Source organism: Hymenobacter sediminicola (genome assembly GCF_014250515.1).
Lineage (GTDB): Bacteria > Bacteroidota > Bacteroidia > Cytophagales > Hymenobacteraceae > Hymenobacter > Hymenobacter sediminicola.
The window spans coordinates 1,069,357-1,093,049 of sequence record NZ_CP060202.1; the positions used below are offsets into that span (position 1 = coordinate 1,069,357).

20 protein-coding genes are annotated in these 23,693 nt (G+C 56.7%); 12 read left to right on the forward strand and 8 right to left on the reverse strand.

Going from position 1 to position 23,693, the window contains the following annotated elements; genetic code table 11:
- Positions 1-294: 294 nt before the first annotated feature.
- A complete protein-coding gene (locus H4317_RS04595) occupies positions 295-4,593 on the forward strand; it encodes a PKD domain-containing protein (protein ID WP_185888974.1) in 4,299 nt (1,432 codons plus the stop codon).
- 132 nt (positions 4,594-4,725) lie between these two features.
- Positions 4,726-5,739, forward strand: a complete 1,014-nt coding sequence (locus H4317_RS04600) for an MBL fold metallo-hydrolase (RefSeq protein WP_185888975.1) — start codon at positions 4,726-4,728, stop codon at positions 5,737-5,739.
- A 122-nt stretch (positions 5,740-5,861) separates the two neighbouring features.
- Here the strand turns inward: H4317_RS04600 and H4317_RS04605 are convergent, their stop codons facing one another.
- The gene (locus H4317_RS04605) at positions 5,862-6,872 is read right to left on the reverse strand and encodes an OmpA family protein (protein WP_260625823.1); all 1,011 of its coding nucleotides are present in this window, start codon (positions 6,870-6,872) and stop codon (positions 5,862-5,864) included.
- Positions 6,873-7,056: 184 nt separating this feature from the next.
- On the opposite strand from H4317_RS04605, the gene H4317_RS04610 reads away from it, so the two are divergent.
- The 5 genes from H4317_RS04610 to H4317_RS04630 all read left to right on the forward strand — a co-directional run bounded on the left by H4317_RS04610 (position 7,057) and on the right by H4317_RS04630 (position 12,057).
- The gene (locus tag H4317_RS04610; protein ID WP_185888976.1) at positions 7,057-8,109 is read left to right on the forward strand and encodes a class I fructose-bisphosphate aldolase; all 1,053 of its coding nucleotides are present in this window, start codon (positions 7,057-7,059) and stop codon (positions 8,107-8,109) included.
- A 120-nt stretch (positions 8,110-8,229) separates the two neighbouring features.
- Entirely contained in the window at positions 8,230-9,126 is an 897-nt protein-coding gene (gene accD, locus H4317_RS04615; RefSeq protein ID WP_185888977.1) for an acetyl-CoA carboxylase, carboxyltransferase subunit beta, read from the forward strand.
- 194 nt (positions 9,127-9,320) lie between these two features.
- Positions 9,321-10,061: a YiaD family glycine zipper/OmpA-like lipoprotein gene (locus H4317_RS04620; RefSeq protein WP_490707434.1), complete on the forward strand. Its 741-nt coding sequence runs from the start codon at positions 9,321-9,323 to the stop codon at positions 10,059-10,061.
- Positions 10,062-10,422: 361 nt separating this feature from the next.
- Entirely contained in the window at positions 10,423-11,136 is a 714-nt protein-coding gene (locus H4317_RS04625) for a YiaD family glycine zipper/OmpA-like lipoprotein (RefSeq protein WP_185888979.1), read from the forward strand.
- A 153-nt stretch (positions 11,137-11,289) separates the two neighbouring features.
- Positions 11,290-12,057: an endonuclease III domain-containing protein gene (locus H4317_RS04630; RefSeq protein ID WP_185888980.1), complete on the forward strand. Its 768-nt coding sequence runs from the start codon at positions 11,290-11,292 to the stop codon at positions 12,055-12,057.
- A gap of 7 nt (positions 12,058-12,064) precedes the next feature.
- Here the strand turns inward: H4317_RS04630 and H4317_RS04635 are convergent, their stop codons facing one another.
- The gene (locus H4317_RS04635; RefSeq protein ID WP_185888981.1) at positions 12,065-12,556 is read right to left on the reverse strand and encodes a hypothetical protein; all 492 of its coding nucleotides are present in this window, start codon (positions 12,554-12,556) and stop codon (positions 12,065-12,067) included.
- A gap of 127 nt (positions 12,557-12,683) precedes the next feature.
- On the opposite strand from H4317_RS04635, the gene H4317_RS04640 reads away from it, so the two are divergent.
- Positions 12,684-13,667: a radical SAM protein gene (locus H4317_RS04640; protein WP_185888982.1), complete on the forward strand. Its 984-nt coding sequence runs from the start codon at positions 12,684-12,686 to the stop codon at positions 13,665-13,667.
- Between the two features lie 74 nt (positions 13,668-13,741).
- Entirely contained in the window at positions 13,742-14,254 is a 513-nt protein-coding gene (locus tag H4317_RS04645) for a gamma carbonic anhydrase family protein (protein WP_185888983.1), read from the forward strand.
- Positions 14,255-14,331: 77 nt separating this feature from the next.
- On the opposite strand, the gene H4317_RS04650 is transcribed toward H4317_RS04645, so the two are convergent.
- Positions 14,332-15,666 carry a hemolysin family protein gene (locus H4317_RS04650; RefSeq protein ID WP_185888984.1) on the reverse strand — a complete coding sequence of 445 codons (1,335 nt, stop codon included), beginning with the start codon at positions 15,664-15,666 and terminating at the stop codon, positions 14,332-14,334.
- A gap of 203 nt (positions 15,667-15,869) precedes the next feature.
- Here H4317_RS04650 and H4317_RS04655 point away from each other — a divergent pair, with 203 nt between their 5' ends.
- Both H4317_RS04655 and H4317_RS04660 read left to right on the forward strand, forming a co-directional pair.
- Positions 15,870-18,080, forward strand: a complete 2,211-nt coding sequence (locus H4317_RS04655; protein ID WP_185888985.1) for a protein-disulfide reductase DsbD family protein — start codon at positions 15,870-15,872, stop codon at positions 18,078-18,080.
- A gap of 734 nt (positions 18,081-18,814) precedes the next feature.
- Positions 18,815-19,279: an Lrp/AsnC ligand binding domain-containing protein gene (locus H4317_RS04660; protein WP_185888986.1), complete on the forward strand. Its 465-nt coding sequence runs from the start codon at positions 18,815-18,817 to the stop codon at positions 19,277-19,279.
- A gap of 75 nt (positions 19,280-19,354) precedes the next feature.
- Here H4317_RS04660 and H4317_RS04665 read toward each other — a convergent pair whose 3' ends face one another.
- Positions 19,355-19,714 (reverse strand): hypothetical protein, encoded by a 360-nt coding sequence (locus tag H4317_RS04665; RefSeq protein WP_185888987.1) that lies wholly within the window; start codon positions 19,712-19,714, stop codon positions 19,355-19,357.
- A gap of 183 nt (positions 19,715-19,897) precedes the next feature.
- Between H4317_RS04665 and H4317_RS04670 the strand changes: the two genes are divergently transcribed.
- Positions 19,898-20,833 (forward strand): energy transducer TonB, encoded by a 936-nt coding sequence (locus tag H4317_RS04670; RefSeq protein ID WP_185888988.1) that lies wholly within the window; start codon positions 19,898-19,900, stop codon positions 20,831-20,833.
- Between the two features lie 109 nt (positions 20,834-20,942).
- Here H4317_RS04670 and trxA read toward each other — a convergent pair whose 3' ends face one another.
- From trxA to H4317_RS04690, 4 genes are all read right to left on the reverse strand, one after another.
- The gene (gene trxA, locus H4317_RS04675) at positions 20,943-21,272 is read right to left on the reverse strand and encodes a thioredoxin (protein WP_044003005.1); all 330 of its coding nucleotides are present in this window, start codon (positions 21,270-21,272) and stop codon (positions 20,943-20,945) included.
- A gap of 192 nt (positions 21,273-21,464) precedes the next feature.
- Positions 21,465-21,854, reverse strand: coding sequence for a hypothetical protein (locus H4317_RS04680; RefSeq protein ID WP_185888989.1), 390 nt, complete (start codon positions 21,852-21,854; stop codon positions 21,465-21,467).
- 78 nt (positions 21,855-21,932) lie between these two features.
- Positions 21,933-22,850: a TIGR01777 family oxidoreductase gene (locus H4317_RS04685; protein ID WP_185888990.1), complete on the reverse strand. Its 918-nt coding sequence runs from the start codon at positions 22,848-22,850 to the stop codon at positions 21,933-21,935.
- A 91-nt stretch (positions 22,851-22,941) separates the two neighbouring features.
- Positions 22,942-23,460, reverse strand: a complete 519-nt coding sequence (locus tag H4317_RS04690) for a GbsR/MarR family transcriptional regulator (protein ID WP_185888991.1) — start codon at positions 23,458-23,460, stop codon at positions 22,942-22,944.
- Positions 23,461-23,693 lie beyond the last annotated feature (233 nt).

Here is a 23,693-nt window from a genome sequence, read left to right on the forward strand (position 1 = left end):
GTTCTGCGGAGCGTTCTATCGGCTCCGGCACTACTGTTTCTCCGAAGCAGTAGCCCCTTCCTTTCTGCATCGTGCTGTTTGCCCCTGCCAACGGTGGGGGCAGGTAGCCTACACCCTTTTTCATTGTTCTGCCAAATGAAAAATCTTTGCTCTTTTCTACTGCTTTTTTTGCTTGCCTGTGTACAATCCAGCGTGGCCTGCGCACAGGCTCCACCCAGTGGGTTTACTTCTACGGTAGTTTCCAGTCAATGGAATGAGGCTGTTGGGTTGACGTTTAATGCCTCTGGCACACACATGTTTGTGTGGGAGCGAGGTGGCAAGGTCTGGGTGGTGTACAATGGACAACGCACGCTGCTGCTGGATATCAGTGAAGAAGTAGGTGCCTGGAACGACCATGGGCTGCTGGGCTTTGCACTACACCCACAGTTTGAAACCAACGGGTATATCTACCTTTTTTATCTGGTTGACCGGCACTATCTTCTGAATTTCGGTACGGCGGCCTATAGCCCTACTGCCAACGATTATTTCAGCGCAAGCATCAGCCGCCTCACCCGCTACACGGCCACCCGCGCAGGAAACCAGTACAGCGTAAGTGCCGCGAGCCGGAAGATTCTGCTGGGCGCCACTAAATCGACGGGGGTGATATGCCTGGAGCGTAGCCACAGCGCGGGCAGTCTGGTTTTCGGGTCCGATGGGACGCTGCTGGCCTCGGTCGGCGACGGCGCCCACGGCTCCGACAACGACTACGGAAGCAACCCCAACACCTACTACGCCCAAGCTCTGGCAGATGGGATGATGACCAGCAAAGACAACGTCGGGGCCTTCCGGGCCCAGGCAGTAGACTGCCTGAACGGTAAGATTCTGCGCCTCGATCCGGAAACCGGGGCCGGTGTGCCCAGCAACCCGTTCTATGTGGCTTCCAATCCGCAGGCAGCGCGGTCTAAGGTGTGGGCTTTGGGTTTCCGGAACCCATTTCGGATGACGCGAAAACCCGGTACCGGTAGCACCAATCCTGCTGATGGCAACCCGGGAACCCTGTACGTTGGCAATGTGGGCTATTTCACGTGGGAAGAAGTGGAAGTAGTGAGCCGGGCCGGGCAAAATATGGGCTGGCCACTGTATGAAGGGCTGGAGGCCAATACCACGTACCAGGGGCCTAGCCAGTATAACTTCTACGCGCCCAATCCGCAGTTTGGCATCAACGGCTGTACCCAGGAATATTTTTATTTCAAGAATCTGATAAATCAGGCTACGCCCAGCGGCACCGCCACCTTCCCCAATCCCTGCGCTTCCGGCCAAACCATTCCGGCGTCGATACCCACGTTCGTGCATACGCGCCCGCTCATCGACTGGCACCATGGTACTGGTCCTTCCCGAACCGGAATCTTCACGGGCAATACCGCAGGCACTATCAATATCGGAGCGGCTGGTTCCCCGGTTTCGGGGCCGCAGTTTGGGGGGAGTGCCAGCGTGGGCGGTGTGTTCTACCCGTACAACGACTTCCCGGCCGGCTATCAGAATACCTATTTCTTTGGTGACTACTCTGGGGGCTGGATCCGCAACATGACCGTAAGCAGCGCCAATACGCCGTCTGCCGTGCGGGACTTTATTACGGATGGAGCAGTTGCAGTGAGCTTGGCGGTGCATCCTACCCAGCCTGGGCTGTACTACATCAATTTTCCTTCTGAAATTGTGCATGTCACCTACACCACGGTCAACCAAGTGCCGGTAGCAACAGCCAGTTCCAACAAGCAGTTTGGCCCCAGTCCATTGGCCGTGCAGTTTACGGGCAGCACCTCCACTGACCCTGAAGGCCAGCCCCTGACCTACTTGTGGGACTTTGGGGACGGAGCCAGCAGCACGTCTGCCAATCCGGCGCACACGTTCACCACGTCCACCACGGCCCCTGCCGCCTATACAGTTCGGCTCACCGTAACGGATCCGCAGGGTGCTTCCGGCCAGACCACTCTGCTGATTTCGGCTAATAACACGCCTCCTCAGGTCACGATTACCAGTCCAGCACCCAATACCCTGTATTCGATAGCCACGCAAACCACGTTCGTGCTACGTGCCACGGTAACTGATCAGCAGCACGGTCCGGGGCAGTTGAGCTACCAGTGGCAGTGCTTCTTGCATCACGCCGACCACCAGCACCCCGAGCCCATCCAGACCACCACCGAGGGCAGCCTGACGACTACACCCGTGGGCTGCGGCGCCGAAACCTACTACTACCGCGTGGTGCTGACCGTAACGGACGCGGCCGGACTGGCTACCACCCAAGAAATGCGCCTGAACCCCGACTGCAGCACGGCGCCAAGCCTCACGTTTTACCGCGCTATCAACGTGGGCGGAGCGGCTTTAAGCTTGGATGGCAATGCCTGGGAGGCGGGCACTGCGGCCAACTTCACTGCCAATGGCTACATCTTCTCCGACAATACCGTGCCCTTGGTGCCGGCCACTGATGCGCCGCGCGCGGGCATGATTCGCAGCTCGGCCTACAACCCAAGCGGCCTGACAGCGACAATGAGCGGCATACCAGCGGGCCAGTACCGGGTGTGGGCCTACGTCTGGGAAGATAATAATGCCGAAACCTACTCGCTGGCTCTGAACGGGCAAACGGTGCAGACCAATTTTAATAGCGGTACGGCCGGCACCTGGAGCCTGCTCGGACCCTATGATGTAACGGTGGCCAGCGGCACGCTGGCCCTCACCAGCACCGGCGGCACAATGAATTTGTCGGGGCTGGAACTATGGCGCATAGGCGGCACCGCGCCCACCAACCAGGTGCCGGTGGCCAATGCCGGGCCGGATGTGACACTAACGCTACCCGTAAGCAGCACGCCGCTGCTGGGAGCGGGCACTGATGTCGATGGTACCATCAGCAGTTACGCCTGGAGCCAGGTGAGTGGCCCGAATACGGCAACGTTTTCTTCCCTGACGGCAGCCCAGCCCACGGTGAGTGGCTTGGTGGCCGGTAGCTATGTGTTCAGCCTCATAGTCAAGGATAACGCCAGCGCCAGTAGTGCCGCCGACCAAGTAACAGTGCTGGTTAACTCAGCTACGGGCGGTGGTACCTATGTTTTCTACCGGGCCATTGATGTAGGCGGAGCTGCCTTAAGTCTGGACGGTAATGCCTGGGAGGCAGGCACGGCAACTGGCTTTACTACCAATGGCCTGACGTTTTCGACCACGGCCGTGCCGTTGGTGCCCGCTACCGATGCCCCGCGCACCAGCATGATTCGTAGCTCCGCCTGGAAAGTGACGGGCTTAAGTGCGACGTTGAGCGGTGTGCCGGCAGGGAAGTACCGGATATGGCTGTATGTATGGGAAGACAACTATCCGGAAGTTTTCTCATTGGCCCTGAATGGGCAAACGGTGCAGAGCAACTACAACAGCGGCACGGCTGGCAAATGGTCTAAACTGGGCCCCTACGATGTGACGCTGACCACCGCTGGGCCGCTTGCTTTAACCAGCACGGGCGGCACTATCAACCTCTCCGGCTTCGAGGTCTGGCGTCTGAATGGCACTGCGCCCACCAACCAAGTGCCGGTAGCCAATGCCGGGCCGGACGTAGCGCTGACGCTGCCCGTAAGCAGCACGCCGCTGCAGGGAGCGGGCACTGATGCCGATGGCACCATCAGCAGCTACGACTGGAGTCAGGTAAGTGGCCCGAATACGGCGCTCTTCTCTTCCACGAGCGTGGCGCAGCCCACGGTGAGTGGCCTGGTGGCCGGCAGCTACGTGTTCAGCCTTAGTGTGCAAGATAACACCGGAGCCAGCAGCGCCGCTGACCAGGTAACAGTGGTGGTCAACCCGGCCACCGGCACGCCCGTCTATACATTCTACCGGGCTATCAACGTGGGAGGGACAGCCTTGAACTTGGACGGTAATGCCTGGGAGGCCGGCACGGCAACTGGCTTTTCTACTAACGGCCTGACGTTTTCGACCACGGCCGTGCCGCTGGTGCCCGCTACCGATGCCCCGCGCACCAGCATGATTCGTAGCTCCGCTTACAGCCTGAGCAGCCTGACGGCCACGCTCAGTGCCGTGCCGGCGGGCCAGTACCGGGTGTGGGTGTATGTCTGGGAGGACAATTATCCGCAAATCGTGTCGCTGGCCCTGAACGGGCAAACGGTACAGAGCAACTACAACACCGGGTCGGCGGGGGTGTGGGCCAAGCTGGGCCCCTACGACGTGACGCTGACTACGACCGGTACGCTGCAACTGGTTGGCAGCGGCGGCAACCTGAATCTGTCGGGAATAGAAGTGTGGCGTCGGACCACGACGGCTGCCCGCACGACGGCCTCTTCTTCTTCTGCCACTCTCACCCTGCCCTTGCCCAGTGCGGTATATCCAAATCCGTCTCCCGCCGGGCGCTATACGCTGGAACTGCCCACCGAAATGGGGGCTACAGTTCAGTATGTGCTGCTCTCACCGGTAGGCCGCGAGATGATGCGAGGCGAAACCCGAATGGCACCGGGCAGCCGGCAGATGGAGCTGGACTTTTCCTCGCTGATTTTTGAGCCGGGCATGTACTATCTGCGCCTCACAACTGGTGCCGGGCGTCCGCTGCAGTACACGTTGCTTCGTTAGCGGCTGGCCTTGCTGGTAAAGGTCTGGCGTATGCTGGCGGTATAGGAGCATTCTTACGCATCTGGTAGGAAGAGTAAAGTAAAAACGGTGCGCAGTCGTCTATACACTCCGTAACACGGCATGTCCATTTCAATGAAAACTCCTTCCCGCTTCAACGGCAAAAAATACCTGAACACCATCCCGACCAGCATGGGCTTCAACTATGGGCTGTTGCTGCGCCGGTGGCTGACTGGCGAAGAGGAACGTGAGCCTCGCCGCCCACTGGGCCCTTTCCGCGCCGATGCGGCTGCGCTGGCTGAGGTAGTGCCCCCAGATGCGCTGCGCGTTACGTGGTTCGGTCATTCCAGCACCCTCATTGAAATAGACGGCAAACGGTTCCTGACCGACCCGGTGTGGCGGCTGCGGGCCTCACCAGTGGCGCTGGGCCCCAAACGCTTCTTCGCGCCGCCGCTGCCGCTGGCTGAACTGCCGAAGCTCGATGGCGTCATTCTCTCCCACGACCATTACGACCACCTAGATAAGGATGCCATCCAGGCACTAGGGCGGACGGGAGTGCCATTTTTCTGCCCGTTGGGTGTAGGCGGACACCTGCGCCGCTGGGGTGTGCCCGCCAGCCAGATAACAGAGCTGGATTGGTGGCAGGAAGTACGGGTAGGAGAGACGCATACCCTGGCAGCCACACCTGCCCGCCACTTCACCGGCCGCCGCCTCACCCGCGACAATACGCTCTGGGCTTCCTGGTGCATTCTGGGGCCTCAGCACCGCGCTTTCTTCGGCGGCGACTCCGGTCCGTTTGAGTCCGGCTTCCGCGAAATAGGCGAAGCCTACGGGCCTTTCGATCTGGTGATGCTGGAAATAGGCGCTTCGGATGAGCAGTGGGCCGACATCCACATGGGCCCCGACCATGCGCTGGCGGCACACCGTGCCTTATGCGGCGGCGCACTACTGCCGTTGCATTGGGCTACCTTCAATCTGGCTTTTCATAGCTGGCACCAGCCCGCCGACCGCCTGGTAGAGGCTGCCGGAACAGACGTGACACTATTGCTGCCCGCTCCCGGCCAGCGGATAGAAGTCAGTGCCGGCCCGTTGGCAGATTTCTGGTGGCACCCCTATCTAAGCACTCCAGCCCTGGTTCAGCCAGCCTAATATCCCAAAACCGGTAGAGCAGAGCAACGGTAGCTGTTTGCTGCGCCTTACCCCAACCAAAAAGCCGGCCTCACGCGGAGCCGGCTTTTTGGTTGAATACATACGAGTAAGTACAAAATAGCCTACTTGCCGGTAGCGGCTGAGTTCGAATCCAGAATCTTGAACAGCTCGTTGAGCTTGGGCGTCAGGATGATTTCGGTGCGGCGGTTCAGGGCCTTGTTGGCCGGCGAGTCGTTCTGGGCCACGGGCACATACTGCGAGCGTCCCGACGCTGTAACTCGGTCTGGCTGCACGCCACCCGTAGTGAGCAAACGCGCAATTTCAGTGGCACGCAGCACGCTCAGGTCCCAGTTGTCCTGCATGGCTGCGGTAGGGCGGCTGAAAGCTACATTATCGGTGTGGCCTTCTACCACCACATTCACGTCGGGCTGCGTTTTGAGCACCGTAGCCAGCTGCTTGAGGGCCTCCTGGCCTTTAGGGTCTACTTTGGTAGAACCCGTCTTGAACAGCAGCTGCTCCGAAAGGGAGACGTACACTTTGCCATCTTTCATTTTCACCTGCAAATCGGTGCCCTGGAAGCCGCGCAGGGCGTTAGCCACGCTGGCTCGGAGGTCGTTTACGGCTTTGTCTTTTTCAGCCAGCGCCTTTTCCAGCTCCGCAAGGCGTGCTTCGCGGGTTTTCAGGTCGGCGTTCAGCTTGTCGATATCGGCGCGGCTCTTGCGCAGGCCGGCATCCAGCTGGCCCAGCTCGGCTTCGCGGCGGGCCAGGTCCTGTGCTACTTTGTTGTAGTCCGATGACTTGTTAGCCAGCTCCCGGTCCGAGTTCTTGAGCAGCTTATCATAGGAGTCGGTGAGCTGGGTGTAGAGCTGGCGGGTGCGGCGCAGAGCGTTGCCGGTCTGGGTCGAGTCGTCGGTGAGACGGCGGTTCTGCAGGCGCATTTCGGTCAGCTCGTCGGTCGTTTTCCGCAGCTCCGCTACGGCTGTGCGCTGCTGGCGCTCGGCTTCCGCCTTGCCCTGCTCCGTAGAGGCCTGACGGGCTTTCAAGTCGTCGTACTTTTTGGAGGCCACGCAGCCGGGCAGCACCAGTGCCGCTGCCATAGCCAGCGTAAGTAAGTTGGAAGCAGGTTTTTTCACGAAGCAGAGGTTGAAAGAAGAAGAACGGGCTACCGGGCCAACTGCCCGTCATATCCCGCGGCAAGGTACTCAGCAGCCGGCCCATGTTGCAATGCCAGCCCAGAAAGCAACCGAAATTCAGCCTATATTTGGCCCGCCAATTCCGCTGGCTTCGTATTGCTCACGCCCACTAGTCACGTTCCCAATGGCCTCCATCACTGCCTCCCTCAGCGCCGAAACTGAAGCGCTGCTCCAGCACGAATGCAAAACCATTAGCAAGGATCTGATTCACCGGCCCGGCCCCGATTTTCTGGACCGCTGCTTTGTGCCTTCCAGCCGCACGCCGCAGGTAATCCGGAGCTTGGGCCAGCTCTACAACCACGGCCGCCTAGCCGGCACCGGCTACATGAGCATCCTGCCCGTCGATCAGGGCATCGAGCACACCGCTGGCGCCTCGTTCGGCCCCAACCCGATGTACTTTGACCCCGAAAACATCATCAAGCTGGCTGTGGAAGGCGGCTGCAACGCCGTAGCCACTACGTTCGGCACCTTCGGGACGGTGGCCCGCAAATACGCCCACAAGATTCCGTTTCTGGTCAAAATCAATCATAACGAGCTGCTAACCTACCCCAATAAGTTCGACCAAATTCTGTTCGGATCGGTGGAAGAGGCTTGGAACCTGGGCGCAACGGCCGTAGGCGCCACCATCTATTTCGGCTCCGAAGAATCAAACCGCCAGATTGTGGAAGTGGCGCACGCCTTTGAGCGCGCCCACGAACTGGGCATGGCCACGGTGCTGTGGTGCTACGCCCGCAACAACGCCTTCAAAACCGCCGACAAAGACTACCATGTGGCAGCCGACATAACGGGCCAAGCCAATCATCTTGGCGTCACGATTCAAGCGGATATCATCAAACAAAAGCTGCCCGAAAACAACGGTGGCTTCAGCACAATCAACTTCGGCAAGACGCATAAGGCCATGTACGAAACCCTGTCGTCGGATAACCCCATCGACCTGACTCGTTACCAGGTAGCCAACTGCTACATGGGGCGCATTGGTCTGATCAACTCCGGCGGCGAAAGCAAAGGCGCCACCGACCGGGACGAAGCCATCCGGACGGCCATCATCAACAAGCGTGCTGGCGGACAAGGCCTAATTTCGGGCCGCAAAGCCTTTCAGCGCCCCTTTGCCGAAGGGGTAGAACTGCTCAATGCCATTCAGGACGTATACCTGGACGACGCTATTACGTTGGCGTAATTTCAACAAGGGAGGAAGAATGAGGAGCAGAGCATTTGTTGCAGCTCCTTGTTCGCTGCCGGCGCTTCATGCTGGCTATTACTTCCCTGTTCTTCCTTCTCAATTCCTAATACAGTAAGAATGTCTTGGTTTAAGCGCGTAGAAAAAGGCATCGTCACGCCGACAGAGCAGAAGAAAGAGACGCCCGATGGGCTCTGGTATAAGTGTCCCGAGTGCAAAACCGTGGCTACCATGGCGGAGCATAAGCGCCTGCTCTTTACCTGCGGCAACTGCAACCACCACGACCGGATTGACGCAGCCGACTACTTCGAAATCCTGTTCGATGGGGGCAAATTCACGGAGCTGGACACCAACATGCACTCCGGCGACCCGCTGCACTTTGTGGATACCAAAGCGTATCCGCAGCGCCTCATTGCCACTGAGAAAAACACCGGCCTGCGCGATGCTGTGCGCACCGCCCACGGCCTCTCCAACGGCCAGGGCCTGGTAGTAGCCGCCATGGACTTCCGCTTTATCGGGGGCTCCATGGGCTCAGTGGTAGGCGAGAAGATTGCCCGCGCCATTGATTTTGCCCGTCAGCAGCGCCTGCCTTTCCTCATGATTTCGCGCTCCGGCGGCGCCCGCATGATGGAAGCTGGCTTCTCGCTGATGCAGATGGCCAAAACGTCGGCGAAGCTGGCCCTGCTTTCGGAGGCTGGTATTCCGTATGTTTCCCTGCTCACCGACCCGACGACGGGTGGCGTTACGGCTTCCTTCGCCATGCTCGGCGACTTTAATATTGCCGAGCCGGGCGCGCTCATCGGCTTTGCCGGGCCCCGCGTTATCAAGGAAACCATCGGCAAAGACTTGCCCAAAGGCTTCCAGAGCGCCGAATTTGTTTTGGAGCACGGCTTCCTCGATTTCATCGTGGACCGCAAGCAACTCAAGCAGCAGCTCAGTGACTTACTGGGCATGCTGCAGCCAACGGACGTTGCGGCTAGCACGCCGACCGCTAAAATTGCCCAGCGCGCTCTGTAGTTCGGCACACTTGTTGAAAATGCGTACTGCATGCAGGTTTGCTGCATGTTGTCGCTGGTCGAGTAAATGGCTGCTCCGCTTTGAATTTCAGACCGGTATAGTATAAAAACTATATTTGGCGAACATTTCAAGTCGAATAGTAGTAAAGCACGACCAGCATCCCGCAAAATCTCTCACTCCCAAAACTCAATTCGATGAAAACTCCAAAGTCTCTTCTTTCCCTGTTTATGGCGCTGACGCTGCTGCTCGGCTCGTGCGCCACGTCGCGTAACCCCAACATTCCGGACGCACCAACCGGCAACGGTACTGGCCCGCGTAAAACCGGCATGAGCAGCACCGCCAAGGGTGGCCTGATTGGTGCCGGTGGTGGCGCAGTAGTAGGTGGTGTACTGGGCCGCGTGATTGGCGGTAAGAACGGCACGGCTGCCGGCGCTATTATTGGTGCTGCAGTAGGTGGTACGGGTGGTGCCCTCATCGGCCGCAAGATGGACAAGCAGGCCGAAGAGCTGCAGCGTGACATGCAGAACGCCAAAGTGGAGCGTGTAGGCGAAGGCATCAAAATTACCTTCGACTCGGGCATCCTGTTCGATACCAACAAGAGCGACCTGCGTGCTGCTTCGATGACCGAAATCCAGAAGATGGCGGAAGTACTGAAGAAGTACCCCGACACGAACGTACTGGTAGAAGGCCACACTGATGCCAGTGGCTCGGATGCTATCAACAACCCCCTCTCGGAGCGTCGGGCCCAGGCTGTAGCCAACTACACTGTAAGCCAGGGCGTAGATGCTTCCCGCATCACGACCAATGGGTACGGCTCGTCGCAGCCGATTGCTGACAACACCACGGAAGCTGGCAAGCAGGCTAACCGCCGCGTAGAAATTGCCATCTATGCCAACGAAAAAATGAAGAAAGCTGCCGAAGCCGGCAAGTTGTAATCTTCGCTGCACCAAAAAAAAGACCGCACGAGTAGTGCGGTCTTTTTTTTGTAGGTTGATACAAAGCTACACAGTCCAGCATCACGCAAAAAAAAAGTTTTTCCAGCAGCATCCTTACAGGTAAAACTCAGTTCGTCAGTTCTTTTTGCAGCGCTGGCACGGGCATGAAATCTTCTTTTCAGGGCCGTAAACGCTCTTTTCAACAATTTTCAGCAGCTTGTATCGTTTTTGGCAAGGTGGTTGCAAATTGCCCTACTATAGAATGGGTATTGTCTTTTCTGGAAGTTAAACCAGCCGGCATAGCGCTACCTACCACTTGTTCTTTTTCACCAACTCCGAAACTCCTCAACCTTTTTCACACATGAAAAACCTACGTTCCCTTTTCGCATTGATGATGGCTGTGCTGCTGTTTGGCACCAGCACGTTGCAGGCCCAAGATGCTGGCACGACGACCACCAAGAAGCCTTGGAGCAAAACCGCTAAAGGCGCCGTAATCGGTGGTTTGGGTGGTGCCGCTGGTGGTGCAGTATTGGGCCGCGTAATCGGCGGTAAGTCAGGCACGGCAAAAGGTGCCATCATTGGGGCTGCCGTGGGTGGTGCCGGTGGTGCCCTCATTGGCCGCCGCATGGACAAGCAGGCTGCTGAGCTGAAGAAAGAAATGGCTGGCGCCAAAGTGGAGCGTGTGGGCGAAGGCATCAAAATCACCTTCGACTCAGGCTTGCTGTTTGCCAAGAACTCGGCTGCTCTGACCTCTGCGGCACAAGCTAATATCCAGGATCTGGCGAAGACGCTCGTGAAGTACGGTGACACCAACGTTATTGTAGAAGGCCACACTGACACTAGCGGCTCGGATGCCATCAACGACCCACTTTCGCAGCGCCGGGCCCAGGCTGTAGCTAACTACGCGCAGCAGCAAGGTGTAGACGCCTCGCGTTTCACGGTGACGGGCTACGGCTCACGCCAGCCAATTGCTGACAACTCGACTGAAGCTGGCCGCGTGGCTAACCGCCGTGTAGAAGTTGCCATTTTCGCCAACGAGAAACTGAAGAAGGCTGCCGAGAAAGGCACTATCTAACCTACTTGCTGCCTAGGCAGCTACCTACTGCAAAACGGCGGTGCCTTTCGGTGCCGCCGTTTTTGCGTTTTGTTACAAGCGCAGCATGCCAAGTATTAGGCTTCAAATCGGCTTGAGCGTAACCTCGGGTTGAAACGGGCGGTACAAGCACACATGGCTACACCTGCTACCTATACCTCTCCCCCAGCCGAAAAAACCTGGCAGGACCATTTGCTGCTGAATGCGTTTTACCCACCTCTGTCGCAGGATACGGTGCGCCGCTCACCCATGCGGGAGTTGATTTCTACGGTTCTCTCGCACCGTACCACGCACGCCGACGAGGAACTGGCCTACGACCGGATGCTGGAAGCTTTCGGTGACTGGGCCGGGGTAATGGAAGCCCCCACGGCCGAACTGGCACATGCCATCCGGACCACGCGCTGGCCCGACACCCAGGCGCCGCGTATTCAGGAGATTCTGCGCCGCATTTGGGCCGAACGGGGCGAGTTTACGCTAGATTTTCTGGAAGACTGGACTACCGAGCGTGGCATGCAGTGGCTGAACGATATGCCGGGAATTGGGCTGAAAACGGCTTCGTTGGTACTACTATTCAACTTTCGCAAGCCAGTGCTGCCCATTGATACGCACGTGCACCGCATTGCGCAGCGCGTGGGCATGATCGGGCCAAAAGCCTCCGCCGATAAAGCCCATCAGGTGCTGCTGGAGCAGCTGCCCAAAGACTCGTTGGTCCTGCTCAACTTTCACAAGCACAACTACTGGCACGGGCAGCGCGTGTGCCTTTATGCAAAGCCCGACTGCCCCAAGTGCCCGCTGAAGGTCTTCTGCAACTACTATTTGGAGTACTATGGCCCCGCTACTCCCGAAGCCATAGCTGCTACCCCTGCCAAGTGGGATACGGTTTGGGGGGCATTGCCGCACTGATGAGTTGCTAGGGTAGGCGCTGGATGCGTACCCGCAGTGTGTCTACCAGCGGATGCAGAGCGTCCGGGATATTATTTTTCTGCGTGTCAATCAGCCAGAAACGGCGGGTGCCGTTGTCGAAAAGGGACACATAGTAGCCACCACCATCGGCCGCATCAGGGGTGCCAATGGTGCCATCAGGTTGCTGGAGCAACTGTGCCGGAATGAGCTGTGGCAAGTCGCGCACCTGGGCGTAGTAGCTGGCTGCCAGCGGAATATACTGGCCGGTATATGCCTGTGCTAAATGGGGGTATCGGTCGGCCGTATCCTCTTCCAGAGTGCCTGCATCGGTATTCAGCCGATAGATTTCAATGCACCGCTCACCGGCGCAGAATCCGTAGAACTGCCCGAATACCAGTTCGCTGGTTTCGTGAGAAGCACTATCCGCATCTTTCTTGCAGGATGTCGCGAGTGAAATGGTCAGCAGACCAGCCAACAAAAGCAAAAGAGAGGGACGCATAGGATTGCAATGGCGTAAGGGTGTCAAGTAGAAGAGTGACCTGAAATGGCAGAGGTTGCAAGCATTTTCAGGGTTTTGCGGTTGTAGCACCTGCGGCTTGTATCCGCACTGTACCTTTACTCTCACTATGCGCCTTGTTCGTCATCCGGTTCTGTGCAATTACTACGTCACCTACCGGTGCAATGCGCGCTGCTCGTTCTGCGACATCTGGGAGAAACCCTCGCCTTATATTCAGCTGGAAGATGTGGAGCGCAACCTGCGCGACCTGAAGCGGCTGGGGGTATCGGTGGTAGACTTTACGGGCGGTGAGCCGCTGCTGCACCGTCAGATTCACGAGTTTGTGGGTTTGGCGCACAGCATGGGCTTCATCACGACGCTCACCACCAACTGCCTGCTCTACCCCAAATACGCTGAAAAACTGCGTGGCAAGGTGGATATGCTGCATTTTTCGCTGGACGCGTCCGAAAAGGAGGTCCATGATAAAGGCCGCGGGGTGGCGTGCTACGATTTTGTGCTGGAAAGCATCCGAGTGGCAAGAGAAATAGGTGAGCGGCCGGATATCCTATTCACCGTATTTCGCGAGAATCTGAAGGATCTGGAAGCCGTGTACCACGACATCACGCAGCCGAACGGACTGGTGCTGATTCTGAATCCGGCGTTTGAGTACAACACGGTGGAAACTGGCGAGCAGCTGACAGCCGAAGAACTAGATTACCTATCGGCTTTCGGCAAGCGCAAAGGCGTGTATCTCAACGAAGCCTTTATTCAGTTGCGGCGCGACGGCGGCAACCACGTAGCCGCACCGGTGTGCCGGGCAGCTAGCACCACGCTGGTTATTTCGCCCAGCAACGAGCTGGTGCTGCCCTGCTACCATCTTGGAGAGCGGAAGTTTCCTATCGAAGGCAATCTGTACGATCTGTATAACTCCGGGCCAGTGCAGCAGCTGGCTGCTCTGGAAGGGCGCCTGCCACAGTGCGAAGGCTGCACCATCAATTGCTATATGCAGCCCAGCTTCGCCGTCGAAACCAGCAAGTATTTCTGGCAAGCACTGCCCAGCACCCTCAAATACAACTGGGACAAAGGCACCTGGAAACGAATGCTCGTACGATAAGGTGATGGGGTTGGGGCGGTGCTTGCGCTGCAGCCTCATCCAATACGTTAATTCATCAGTTTACCGTTTTTGCTATGCCCGCTCTCATTCTGCCTGTTCAGGGCAAACACCCCCAACTCGGTCCTGACTGCTACGTGGCCGACAATGCTACCATCATAGGTGACGTGACGCTGGGTGCACAGTGTACCGTGTGGTTTAATGCCGTAATCCGTGGCGACGTGAACAGCATCCGCATCGGTGCTAAAACCAACGTTCAGGACGGAGCCGTGCTGCACTGCACCTATCAGAAGGCGGCTACTACTATTGGAGCAGGCGTTAGCATCGGGCACAAGGCTATTGTACACGGCTGCACCGTGGAGGACAACGTGCTGATAGGAATGGGCGCTATTGTGATGGACCACGCCGTGGTAGGAGAGGGTTGCATTGTGGCGGCCGGAGCAGTAGTGCTGGAAAACACGCAGTGTGAGCCGGGCTACCTTTATGCCGGCATACCGGCTCGCAAAGTCAAGCTCGTGACGGAAGAGCAGCGCCAGAATATGCTGCGCACAGCCGACAACTACGTGCTATATGCCAGTTGGCTAAAATAGGAGTGGAGTAGCCAGCAGCAGTAACGACAGCGGCCCCACCTGTGAAGGCGGGGCCGCTGTCGTTACTGCTGCTTGAATCAGATATTCTGCATGCCTTCATCTTCCAACTCTTCCTGCTCCATCTCCCGCGTAACGTTGAGCTGCACCAACTCTACGGTCCGGCGGGAGCGTTTCAGCACCCGGAACTCATAGTTGTCGAGTACGGCTACGTCGCCTACTTCCGGAATATTGCCGTAAATCACGTTCAGCAGGCCGCCCACCGTTTCGTAGTCTTCGCCTTCGGGCAGCGGAAACGGCAGGTACTCGTTGGCGTCGGAAATAGAGGTAGAAGTATTGACGCGAAACTCGTTAGAGGAAATCTTCTCCACCACGGGCACTTCGTTGTCATACTCGTCCTGGATTTCACCTACTAGCTCCTCGATAATGTCCTCGATGGTAACGATACCCGAGACACCACCAAATTCGTCGCTGACGATGGCCATGTGCATGTGCTTGCGCTGAAACTGGCGCAGCAGCCGGTTAATCTTCTTGGTTTCCGGTACGAAATAGGCCGGGCGCATGATTTTGGCCAGTTCGATGGGCTCGTTCCGACGAATGATCTGTAGCAGATCCTTCACGTAGAGCACACCCACAATATTGTCAATATTGCCTTCGAATACCGGAATACGTGAGTACCCTTCATTATACACCATTTCCAGAATGCCATCCTGGGGGGTGTTCACATCAATGGCCGCCAGCTTGGTGCGCGGTACCATAATCTGCTTCACCATCCGGTCGTTGAACTCGAACACGTTTTCAAGCAACTCGTGCTCCGACTCCTGTATTTCGCCGCTCTGCTTGCTTTGGTCCAGCAGCAGGCGCAGCTCTTCGGAAGTATGAACCTCGGAGCCGTGCGTGGCACTGCCACCGAACAGGCCAGCAACCATGTTCGACAGCCGGTCGAGGACCCAGATGAGCGGAAAGGTGAGGAAAGCAAAGGCCCGCAGCGGAATGGCAATGGCCATGGAAGTAGTTTCCGGCTTCTGAATGGCTAGTACCTTGGGCGCCTGCTCACCTAGCACAATGTGCATAATGGTGATGAGCGTGAAGGAAGTAGCAATGGCAATCTGGTGAACTGCGGTAGGCGTGAGCGTCAGGCCCAGTTGGTCGATGATAGCCAGTACGACGGCCGCCACTACACTTTCGCCTACCCAACCCAAGGCCAGGGAGGCTACTGTAATACCCAGTTGGGTGGCCGAGAGGTAATAATTGAGGTCGTGCAGCATGCTCTGCACTAGCTTGGCCAGCCGGTTGCCGCTCTGGGCCTTGATGTCGATTTGAGACGGGCGGACTTTAACGAAGGCAAATTCTGCCGCTACGAAAAATCCGTTCAGCAACACAAGCAGAACGGTAAGGAGTATATTTAAGATCATAGGTTCGGCAACTCGGGCTCACGCGGCCCAGATGCCTTGGTATTGCAAAAGTACGTGATTCTGCGCAAGCGGTTCCGGCGGAGTTTCTGGCTGTGCCATCGGTGAAGAAACCAGTCCACTAAAAAACCGGTAAACTCGCTCCGCTGTTAGCGTTTCTCCCGACCTTTGCCGGGCTTGCAATTGTAGTTGTTTTCTTTCCGCTGATGTTTGTCCGCAAAACCATAGTGCTGTCCTTGCTGCTCGTGTTGCTCACGGCGCTCGGGGCCGTTGCCCAGATTCTCACTCCCACCAAGCTCAGCGTAGCGCTAAGCCGGCCCGCCGCCAAGGTAGGTGAAGAGGTAGACCTTATTGTAAATGCGCGTATTGATGATAAGTGGCACCTCTACGCCACCGACTTCGACCCCGACCTGGGGCCGGTGCCTTTTACTTTCACGTTTGCTAAGAATCCAGCCTACGAGTTGGTCGGCAAGCCCAAATCGGTGGGCTCGCAGAAGCACTTCGATGAAGTATTTAAAGGTGACGTCACGTATTTCGAGAAAACCGGCCAGATAAAGCAGCGGGTACGGGTATTGCAGCCCGGCCCACTTACCATCAAGGCCGAAGTAGAGTACCAGACCTGCACTGATGTGGACGGCCGATGCATTCCCGGTGAGGAAAGCCTGAGCTTCGGACCTATTCAGGTAAGCGGTACTGCTGCCCCGGCGGCTACGCCTGCTACCGGCAAGCCTACCAAGCCAGAGGCACCTGATGGAGCTTCTATTGCGCCTGTAGTACCTGGCGTAGCAGCTGTTTCTGCAGCAGACAGTCCGGCTACTGCCGCCGTAGTTTCCCCCTCCGCCCCTCCAGATTCGGTGGTCCCTGCTGCCGGTATGGCCACGGTGCCAGCTGAGAAGGCAGCTGCCGCCGCACCCGACAATGGCACGGTAGATCCTGCGAAAGAAGGGCTCTGGGGGTTTGCTTTCGGAGCTTTTTTGTTTGGACTGGGTGCTCTGATTACTCCTTGCGTATTCCCATTGATTCCGATGACCGTTTCGTTTTTTACGAGTGGTTCCGACAGCCGGCAGCGTGGTATCCTGAAAGCTGTGGTCTATGGTCTGTCTATCATCTTCATCTATGTGGTGGTTGGCCTGCTGGTAACCGTGCTACTCGGCGCCGACGGGCTCAACCTCATCAGCACGCACTGGCTGCCCAACCTGATTTTCTTTGCCGTATTCGTTGTATTTGGCCTGTCGTTTCTGGGGCTGTTTGAGATTACGCTGCCTCACGGCATGGTAAACAAGATTGACGCCCAGGCCGACAAAGGCGGCTGGGGCGGGGTATTTTTCATGGCCCTCACGCTGGTGGTAGTATCGTTTTCGTGCACTGGCCCCATTGTGGCCACCATCCTGACCATGGCCGCGCAAGGGCAGCGTCTCACCCCGGTTATTGGCATGCTGGGTTTCTCGCTGGCGTTTGCCCTGCCCTTCACGCTGTTTGCCATCTTCCCAGCGTGGCTGAAAAGCCTGCCGCGCTCCGGTGGCTGGCTGAATACGGTGAAAGTGGTACTGGGCTTTGTGGAGTTGATGCTGGCGCTCAAATTCCTGAGCATGGCCGACCTCGCGTACCACTGGAACCTGCTGCCGCGCGACATTTATCTGGTTCTGTGGATTGCATTGTCGGGCCTGTTGGGTCTGTATCTGCTGGGCCGCTTCAAACTTTCCCACGACTCCGATTTGCCGCACTTGAGTGTGGGCCGCCTGCTGATGGCCGTACTAGCCTTCAGCTTTATGACGTATTTGGTTCCGGGCCTGTTTGGTGCTCCGCTGCCGCTGCTGGCTGGCTATCTGCCTCCCCAGAGCCGCAACGACTTCTCACTGGCCGAAGGCTCTATGCTGCCTACAGCGGGAGCGGCCTCGTTGCCCAATGCTCAATGCGAGCCTCCACGCTACGGCGAGTTTCTGGAATTGCCACACGGCCTGCAGGGCTACTTCGACCTGGAGCAGGCTCAGCGTTGCGCCCGAGCTCAGCGCAAACCCATCTTTGTCGATTTCACTGGCCACGCCTGCGTGAATTGCCGTAAGATGGAAGCCACCGTGTGGAAGGATCCGCAGGTACTGAAGCGTCTGCGCGAGGACTTTGTGGTGGTGGCCTTGTATGTGGATGATAAGGCTGAGCTGCCGAAAAATGAGTGGTACACCTCGGCATATGACAACAAGCTGAAAACCACGCTGGGTAAGAAAAACGCTGACCTGCAACTCTCCGGCTTCAACGTGAATGCCCAGCCATATTACGTACTCCTGGACCCCAATGCTCCAGCGGATGTGCAACACACGCTTACTACCCCAATTGCGTACGAACCCAATGTGGAGGGTTTTGTGAAGTTTCTGGATAGTGGCTTGGCCCGCTTTAAGGAGCAGAATGCTGCTACTAAGTAGCCCCCGACATAGCAGCTTGTGGCACCTATCAATAAAGCCCGCTCCCAGTTATTGCTGGGAGCGGGCTTTGCTTTTTTAGTAGAATAAGTCCCGGGGAGTGTAGTATCAACGCATCCTTTACGAAGGAATTCGCAAAGGATACGTTCCGTCTCAGAGAAAGAGAACCGGCGCAAATAGCGTAGCCAAGCTGAACAGGCGGGGCCGAGGGACGCAAAACCGGGCATTTGCGGAATTTATCTTAAATCCACGGTTTGTTTGAAATATAGGTAGGCTGCACGGGCTTATTTTCCGTTCTTTGCAGCCACAGGAAGCGAAAATCAGCCTTTCTGGAGCAAGTACGAATGACAGCAGGCTTGAGCCCTATGGACAAAAAAAAGGCGGCACCCACCCAGATGCCGCCTCTTGAAAAGGAACGCACCCACCCAGATACGTCCCGGTTTTTCCCTCCTCACATAATCCACCCAGTAAGCTGTAGAAGAAGGATTCGAACCTCCACGGTGTGGTTAGCCGGCCGCCGGACCAGTTTTTCCCGAATCACCACCCCCGAGAGAGGAGGGTATGTCTGCCAGTTTCATCACTCTACACTGTTGGTCCACGCCGCTTGCGTTGGATTATGACAAATGTAGTCCTTTGGCTGGAATTGTAAAATTTTAGCAGTGATGCGGCTGAAAATTTACAATGTTTTTAATAAACACACCTTTTGATTTAAATATATATAGTCAAAACACTTCAAAATGGCCAAGAATTACGAACTTGACGACACCGACCGCAAAATCTTGGACCTCCTGATCCAAGACGCCAAGACGCCTTACACTGAAATTGCCCGGAAGGTGCATGTCTCCGGTGGCACGGTACACGTCCGGATGGCACGTCTCGAAGAACTAGGAATCGTGAAAGGTGCCACGCTGAAAATCGATTACCAGAAGCTGGGTTTTGGAGTAAATGCCTTTTTAGGCATCTATCTGCTCAAGAGTTCTGTGTATGCCAGTGTAGCGGAGCAGTTGCGCGCTATTCCTGAGGTGGTTAGCATTCATTTCACTACCGGCGCCTACGGAATTTTTGCGCGCCTCGTATGCCGTGATACGCAACACCTGCGCGACGTGCTACACGACCAGATGCAGCCGATAGAAGGTATTGAGCGCACAGAAACGCTTATTGTACTGGAAGAAACTCTCAACCGGCCTATCCAGCTGCTGTAATCCTGCCTATATCAACGCAAAAGGCCGTTTCCTTCCCTGGGAAACGGCCTCTTGCATATGTGGCGCTTGGCTGAACTACTGCTTCACAGTGGTTTTGGTCGTCTGAACCGATTTGTTTGCCTTATAGCGCATATCGGCGGTGCCGTCCTTTTTTACAGGGCCGGTTACACGGCTTGTCGTTGTTTTGTTCTCTTTGTAGCGTCGGTCCGGCGAACCGTCGGTTTTGGTTTTGATAGCAGTGCGCGTAGTAGTGCCGGCCGTTTTGGTAGTAGAGGTGCTACTGGTCATGGCTGGGTTAGCCACTGTTTTGGTCCGCGTTGAGGAAACCGACGCTTTGCTCGGTGTCTGTTTTGCGGTGGTGGTAGAAGTGGTTTGGGCCAGTGCGGCTGGGGCTAGCAGAGTCAGCAGGAGCAGGTAAGAAAAGAAGCGGTACATAGGGCAGAAAAGTAAGGTGAAAGATGGTCGATGGCGGGCTTTCGAGCCAGCTATAGGAATGTAGCTGGATTTTTCTGAACAATTCGTGAAGAGCTTGGGAGACAGGCAAGTGGGCTGTATATTTCCTGAGCTTACCCACATTATGCCTAGCTCATGAAAGCCTGCTACGTCGTGTTTTTAGGAATGTTACTAGCGCTTCCGCTGGCTGGTGCGGCCCAAAGCATGCCGGCCGTCTACCTCAACAGTAGAGACGAAGCTACCGTACCGGACAGTGCCACGCATTACCGGGTTATCGACCATAAAAACGAGCTGCTTGGAACCTACGCAATGCGTGAATACTCTCTGAATGGAACGTTGCTGCTACGCGGTACGCTGGCCTCCATTGAGCCGGTCGTGCGGACCGGTGTCCTAACCTGGTACCATCCCAACGGACCCAAGGCAGCTCAGGTCCATTATCGCAACGACGAAGCCGATGGGATGTATGTGGCCTGGTACGAAGATGGCCGCGTGAGCCAGCGCGGCGAATACGCCGACGGACAACGGGTGGGAACTTGGATCAGCGTGCACCGCAACGGCCAAAAACGCTCGAAAGGCAGCTATGTAGGTGGTAAGCCAGTGGGTGAGTGGCGCTATTTCTACGATAATGGCCAGCTAAGCGCTATTGAACTCCCTAGCCGGGAGAAGGGGCCAGCTCTGGCATTCTTCAACGAAGACGGCTCCCCGTATGTGAGCAAGCTGCACAAGCGGGAACTGCCGCTGTTTCCGGGCGGCGAGGCTGCCATGCTCAATTATATTGCGCACAACACGGCGTACCCGCGCAATACGCGCCGCAAGGGTATCACCGGCAAGGTGTATGTAAACTATACCGTGGACGAAAAAGGCGAGGTAGGGCAGGTGCGGGTAGTGCAGGGCCTGTCGCCTGAAGCCGACCTGGAGGCTCGGCGGGTGGTAGCTAGCTTGCCTGCATTTCAGCCGGGCCGCGAATACAACGTGCCTACCGCCATGACCTTTACCGTGCCCATCCATTTCTCGCCTAGCTTCTCGCTGTTCAATGGTGTGCGGCCGCCGCAAGTGCCTCCCACGGAAGCTCGCGCCGCCTGCCCCGACGAAATGTATTAGCCTAAGGCTACTCTACCCCTAACGCACTACGCCCCGCCTCTCCCAAGAGAAACGGGGCGTAGTGCGTTATACAGCCTGGGAACAGAGCCCAGTGCTGTATAGAGAGGGATTAGGCAGTTACCTGCGCGTCTAGCTTTTGGGCCAATACGTGCTTCGGCACAGCGCCAACCTGCTTGTCAACTACTTGGCCGTTTTTGAACACGAGCAGCGTAGGAATGCTGCGGATGCCGAATTTGGCCGAGGTCTGCGGGTTGGAGTCTACGTCGACTTTGCCGATAACAGCTTTGCCTTCATATTCGCCGGCCAGCTCCTCAACTACCGGACCCACCATGCGGCACGGGCCGCACCATTCGGCCCAGAAATCCACGAGCACGGGTTTGTCGGAGTTGATGATCTGGTCGAAGTTAGCATCGGTAATTTCGATGGCTTTATGTCCCATGACGGAAGGGGGTTTGTGACGGTGAAAAATGCTTCTTACGAATCTTGGGGCTGCAAGGTAGCAGATTGCGATTCAACAAGACACACGCCAGAAAGTTCACGTCACTTGCTAGCCGGATTGTTTGCTCCGCTCGGCATTCTGCTGGCAATACGCGGCCCGTTACTATCAGTAGGCCAGCATATCGTTTAAAGGCTATTTTTCGGGCTTGTCCAGCACAAAATTCAGGTCGCGGTTGTAATCCTGGGCTCGGTTGCGGAGCTTATAAAAGACGTACAAATTGAAGAAGTGCATGCCGCCCAGAATCAGAATGATGGTGCCGATTTTAATGCTGAGCGTTTCTACACTTTGCTGATAGCTGCCAATAGCATCGGTGCTGCGTAGCGTGAGGGTCGCATAGCCGATATTGATAAGATAAAAACCTGTAATCAGAAGCTTGTTCACGGAATCGGCCAGTGCCTCATTGCCGTGGAAGATGTCGACCAGGAAAGTGCGGCCGTTGGTGAAGAGTGTGCGCGCTACCCATACTGTAAGCAGCACCGTGACGGGCAGATATACTCCGTAAACCAGCAGATAGTAGTTCATGACATTGGGGTTTGGAAGGTGAAAAAAGTAGGTGATGAAGTAAGCAAGTGAATGGTGACAAGTGGTAGGCTACCGCTGTCAGGATAGCCGAGGTAACAGGTCGGTGAGGGCAGCTTCACAGGAGGGGAACTGAAACCGGAAGCCCGCTTCTAGCAGCCGCTGGGGCACCACCTTGCGGCTTTTCAGAATCAGCTCGGTTTCGGTACGCAGCAGGAAGGCCCCAATTTCGAGCAGCCAGCGTGGCTGCGGCAGGTGCCAACGTGGGCGGTAGTGCGCGTCCAGCAACTGCATTAGCGCGGCATTAGGCAGAGGCGTGGGCGCACACAGGTTGAACACGCCTTTCAGCTGCGGCCGCGCTACTAGAAACTCCACGGCCCGGCAGAAATCCTGGATGTGCAGCCAACTCACCCACTGGCAGCCGTTGCCCTGCTGGGTGCTCAGACCCAGCCGCGCCAGGCGGGCCATGACGGGCAGTGCGCCTCCATCGGCACCCAGCACAATGGCTGTGCGGAGCGCCACACGCCGGGTATGGGGCACGTAGGCCAGATTAAACTCAGCTTCCCACTGCTGGGCCACCATTTCGGAGAACGTACGGCCGAGTTGGCCTGTAGCTTCCGTATTGGCGGGCTGCTCATCTTCGGTATGTTGATAGATAGTGGCCGTGGAGGAGTTCAGCCACACAGCCGGCGGGTTGCGGCAGGCAGCTACGGCTTCGGCCAGCACGCGGGTGCTTTCAGTACGGCTGCGGATGATGGCGTATTTGTTGGTGGCGTTGTAGCGGCAGTCGACGGTGCGGCCGGCCAGGTTTATCAGCACCGCGGCACCTTCCAGTTCAGCGGCCCAAGGACCCAACGTGCGGCCGTTCCAGTGCACCGTTCCTGGTTTGGCCGACCGGCCTAAGGTTACTACCTCGTAGCCTAAGTGGGTGAAGTGCCGCGCCAAGTGCTGGCCCAGAAATCCATTACCACCCGCCAGAATTAGTTTGAGCCGTTCCATGTTGCAAAGCAGCTTTGAGCTTTTTGAAGATTATTAATTTCAAACTTTCAATAAAATATGAAAGATTGAAGTAAAAAAATAAGCGCTAGAATCAGCCCGGCCGCATGAGTTTCATGAAGGTGCTCAGGAACCAGTTTTCATCGGCTTTGATAAGCGTAGATGCAGCCCGGTTGGCGAAGTCAGCAAAATTCTGGACGCTGCCAATCATCTGCGTGAAAGCTGCCGTCTCCTCGGGCGTAGAAGTAGATGAAGGCTCTACATGGCTGATTTCACTCAGCACGCGCAGAATAGGCTCCAGTTCGCGCTTACGGCGCTCTTTCAGGATGAGCGTAGCCGTTTTGTGGATGTCCTTCTCAGCCGAGAAAAACTCGCGCCGTTCGCCGGGCCGCAGTTCCTTGCGCACGATACCCCAGTCCATGAGGGCGCGTACGTTGAGGTTCACGTTGCCCCGCGAAATCTGCAACTGCTCCATGATGTCCTCGGTGCTGAGCGCGCCCGGCGACACCAGCAACAGCGCGTGCACCTGCGCCATTGTGCGGCTTACGCCCCAGGCCGAGCCCAGCGTGCCCCAGCCTTCAATGAACTTGCTCTTGGCTTCGTCGAGTTGCATGGCTCAAATGTAGTGGAGTATTTCAAACTTTCAATAAAAATTGAAAGTTTATTTTTGCTGCCTTACCCTCGCTTATTGTTAAGCCGGATTCTGGTGCGAAAATCCTCTATTGCATCGTGCCAACAGTCGACGAAAGTGGCAGAGTCTACACGCGTAAACCTGCGTCCGTGCAACAATAGCGTGTCTTGTGCCGGGTCAGATGACATACGTATAGCAATGGGAGAGATGAAACC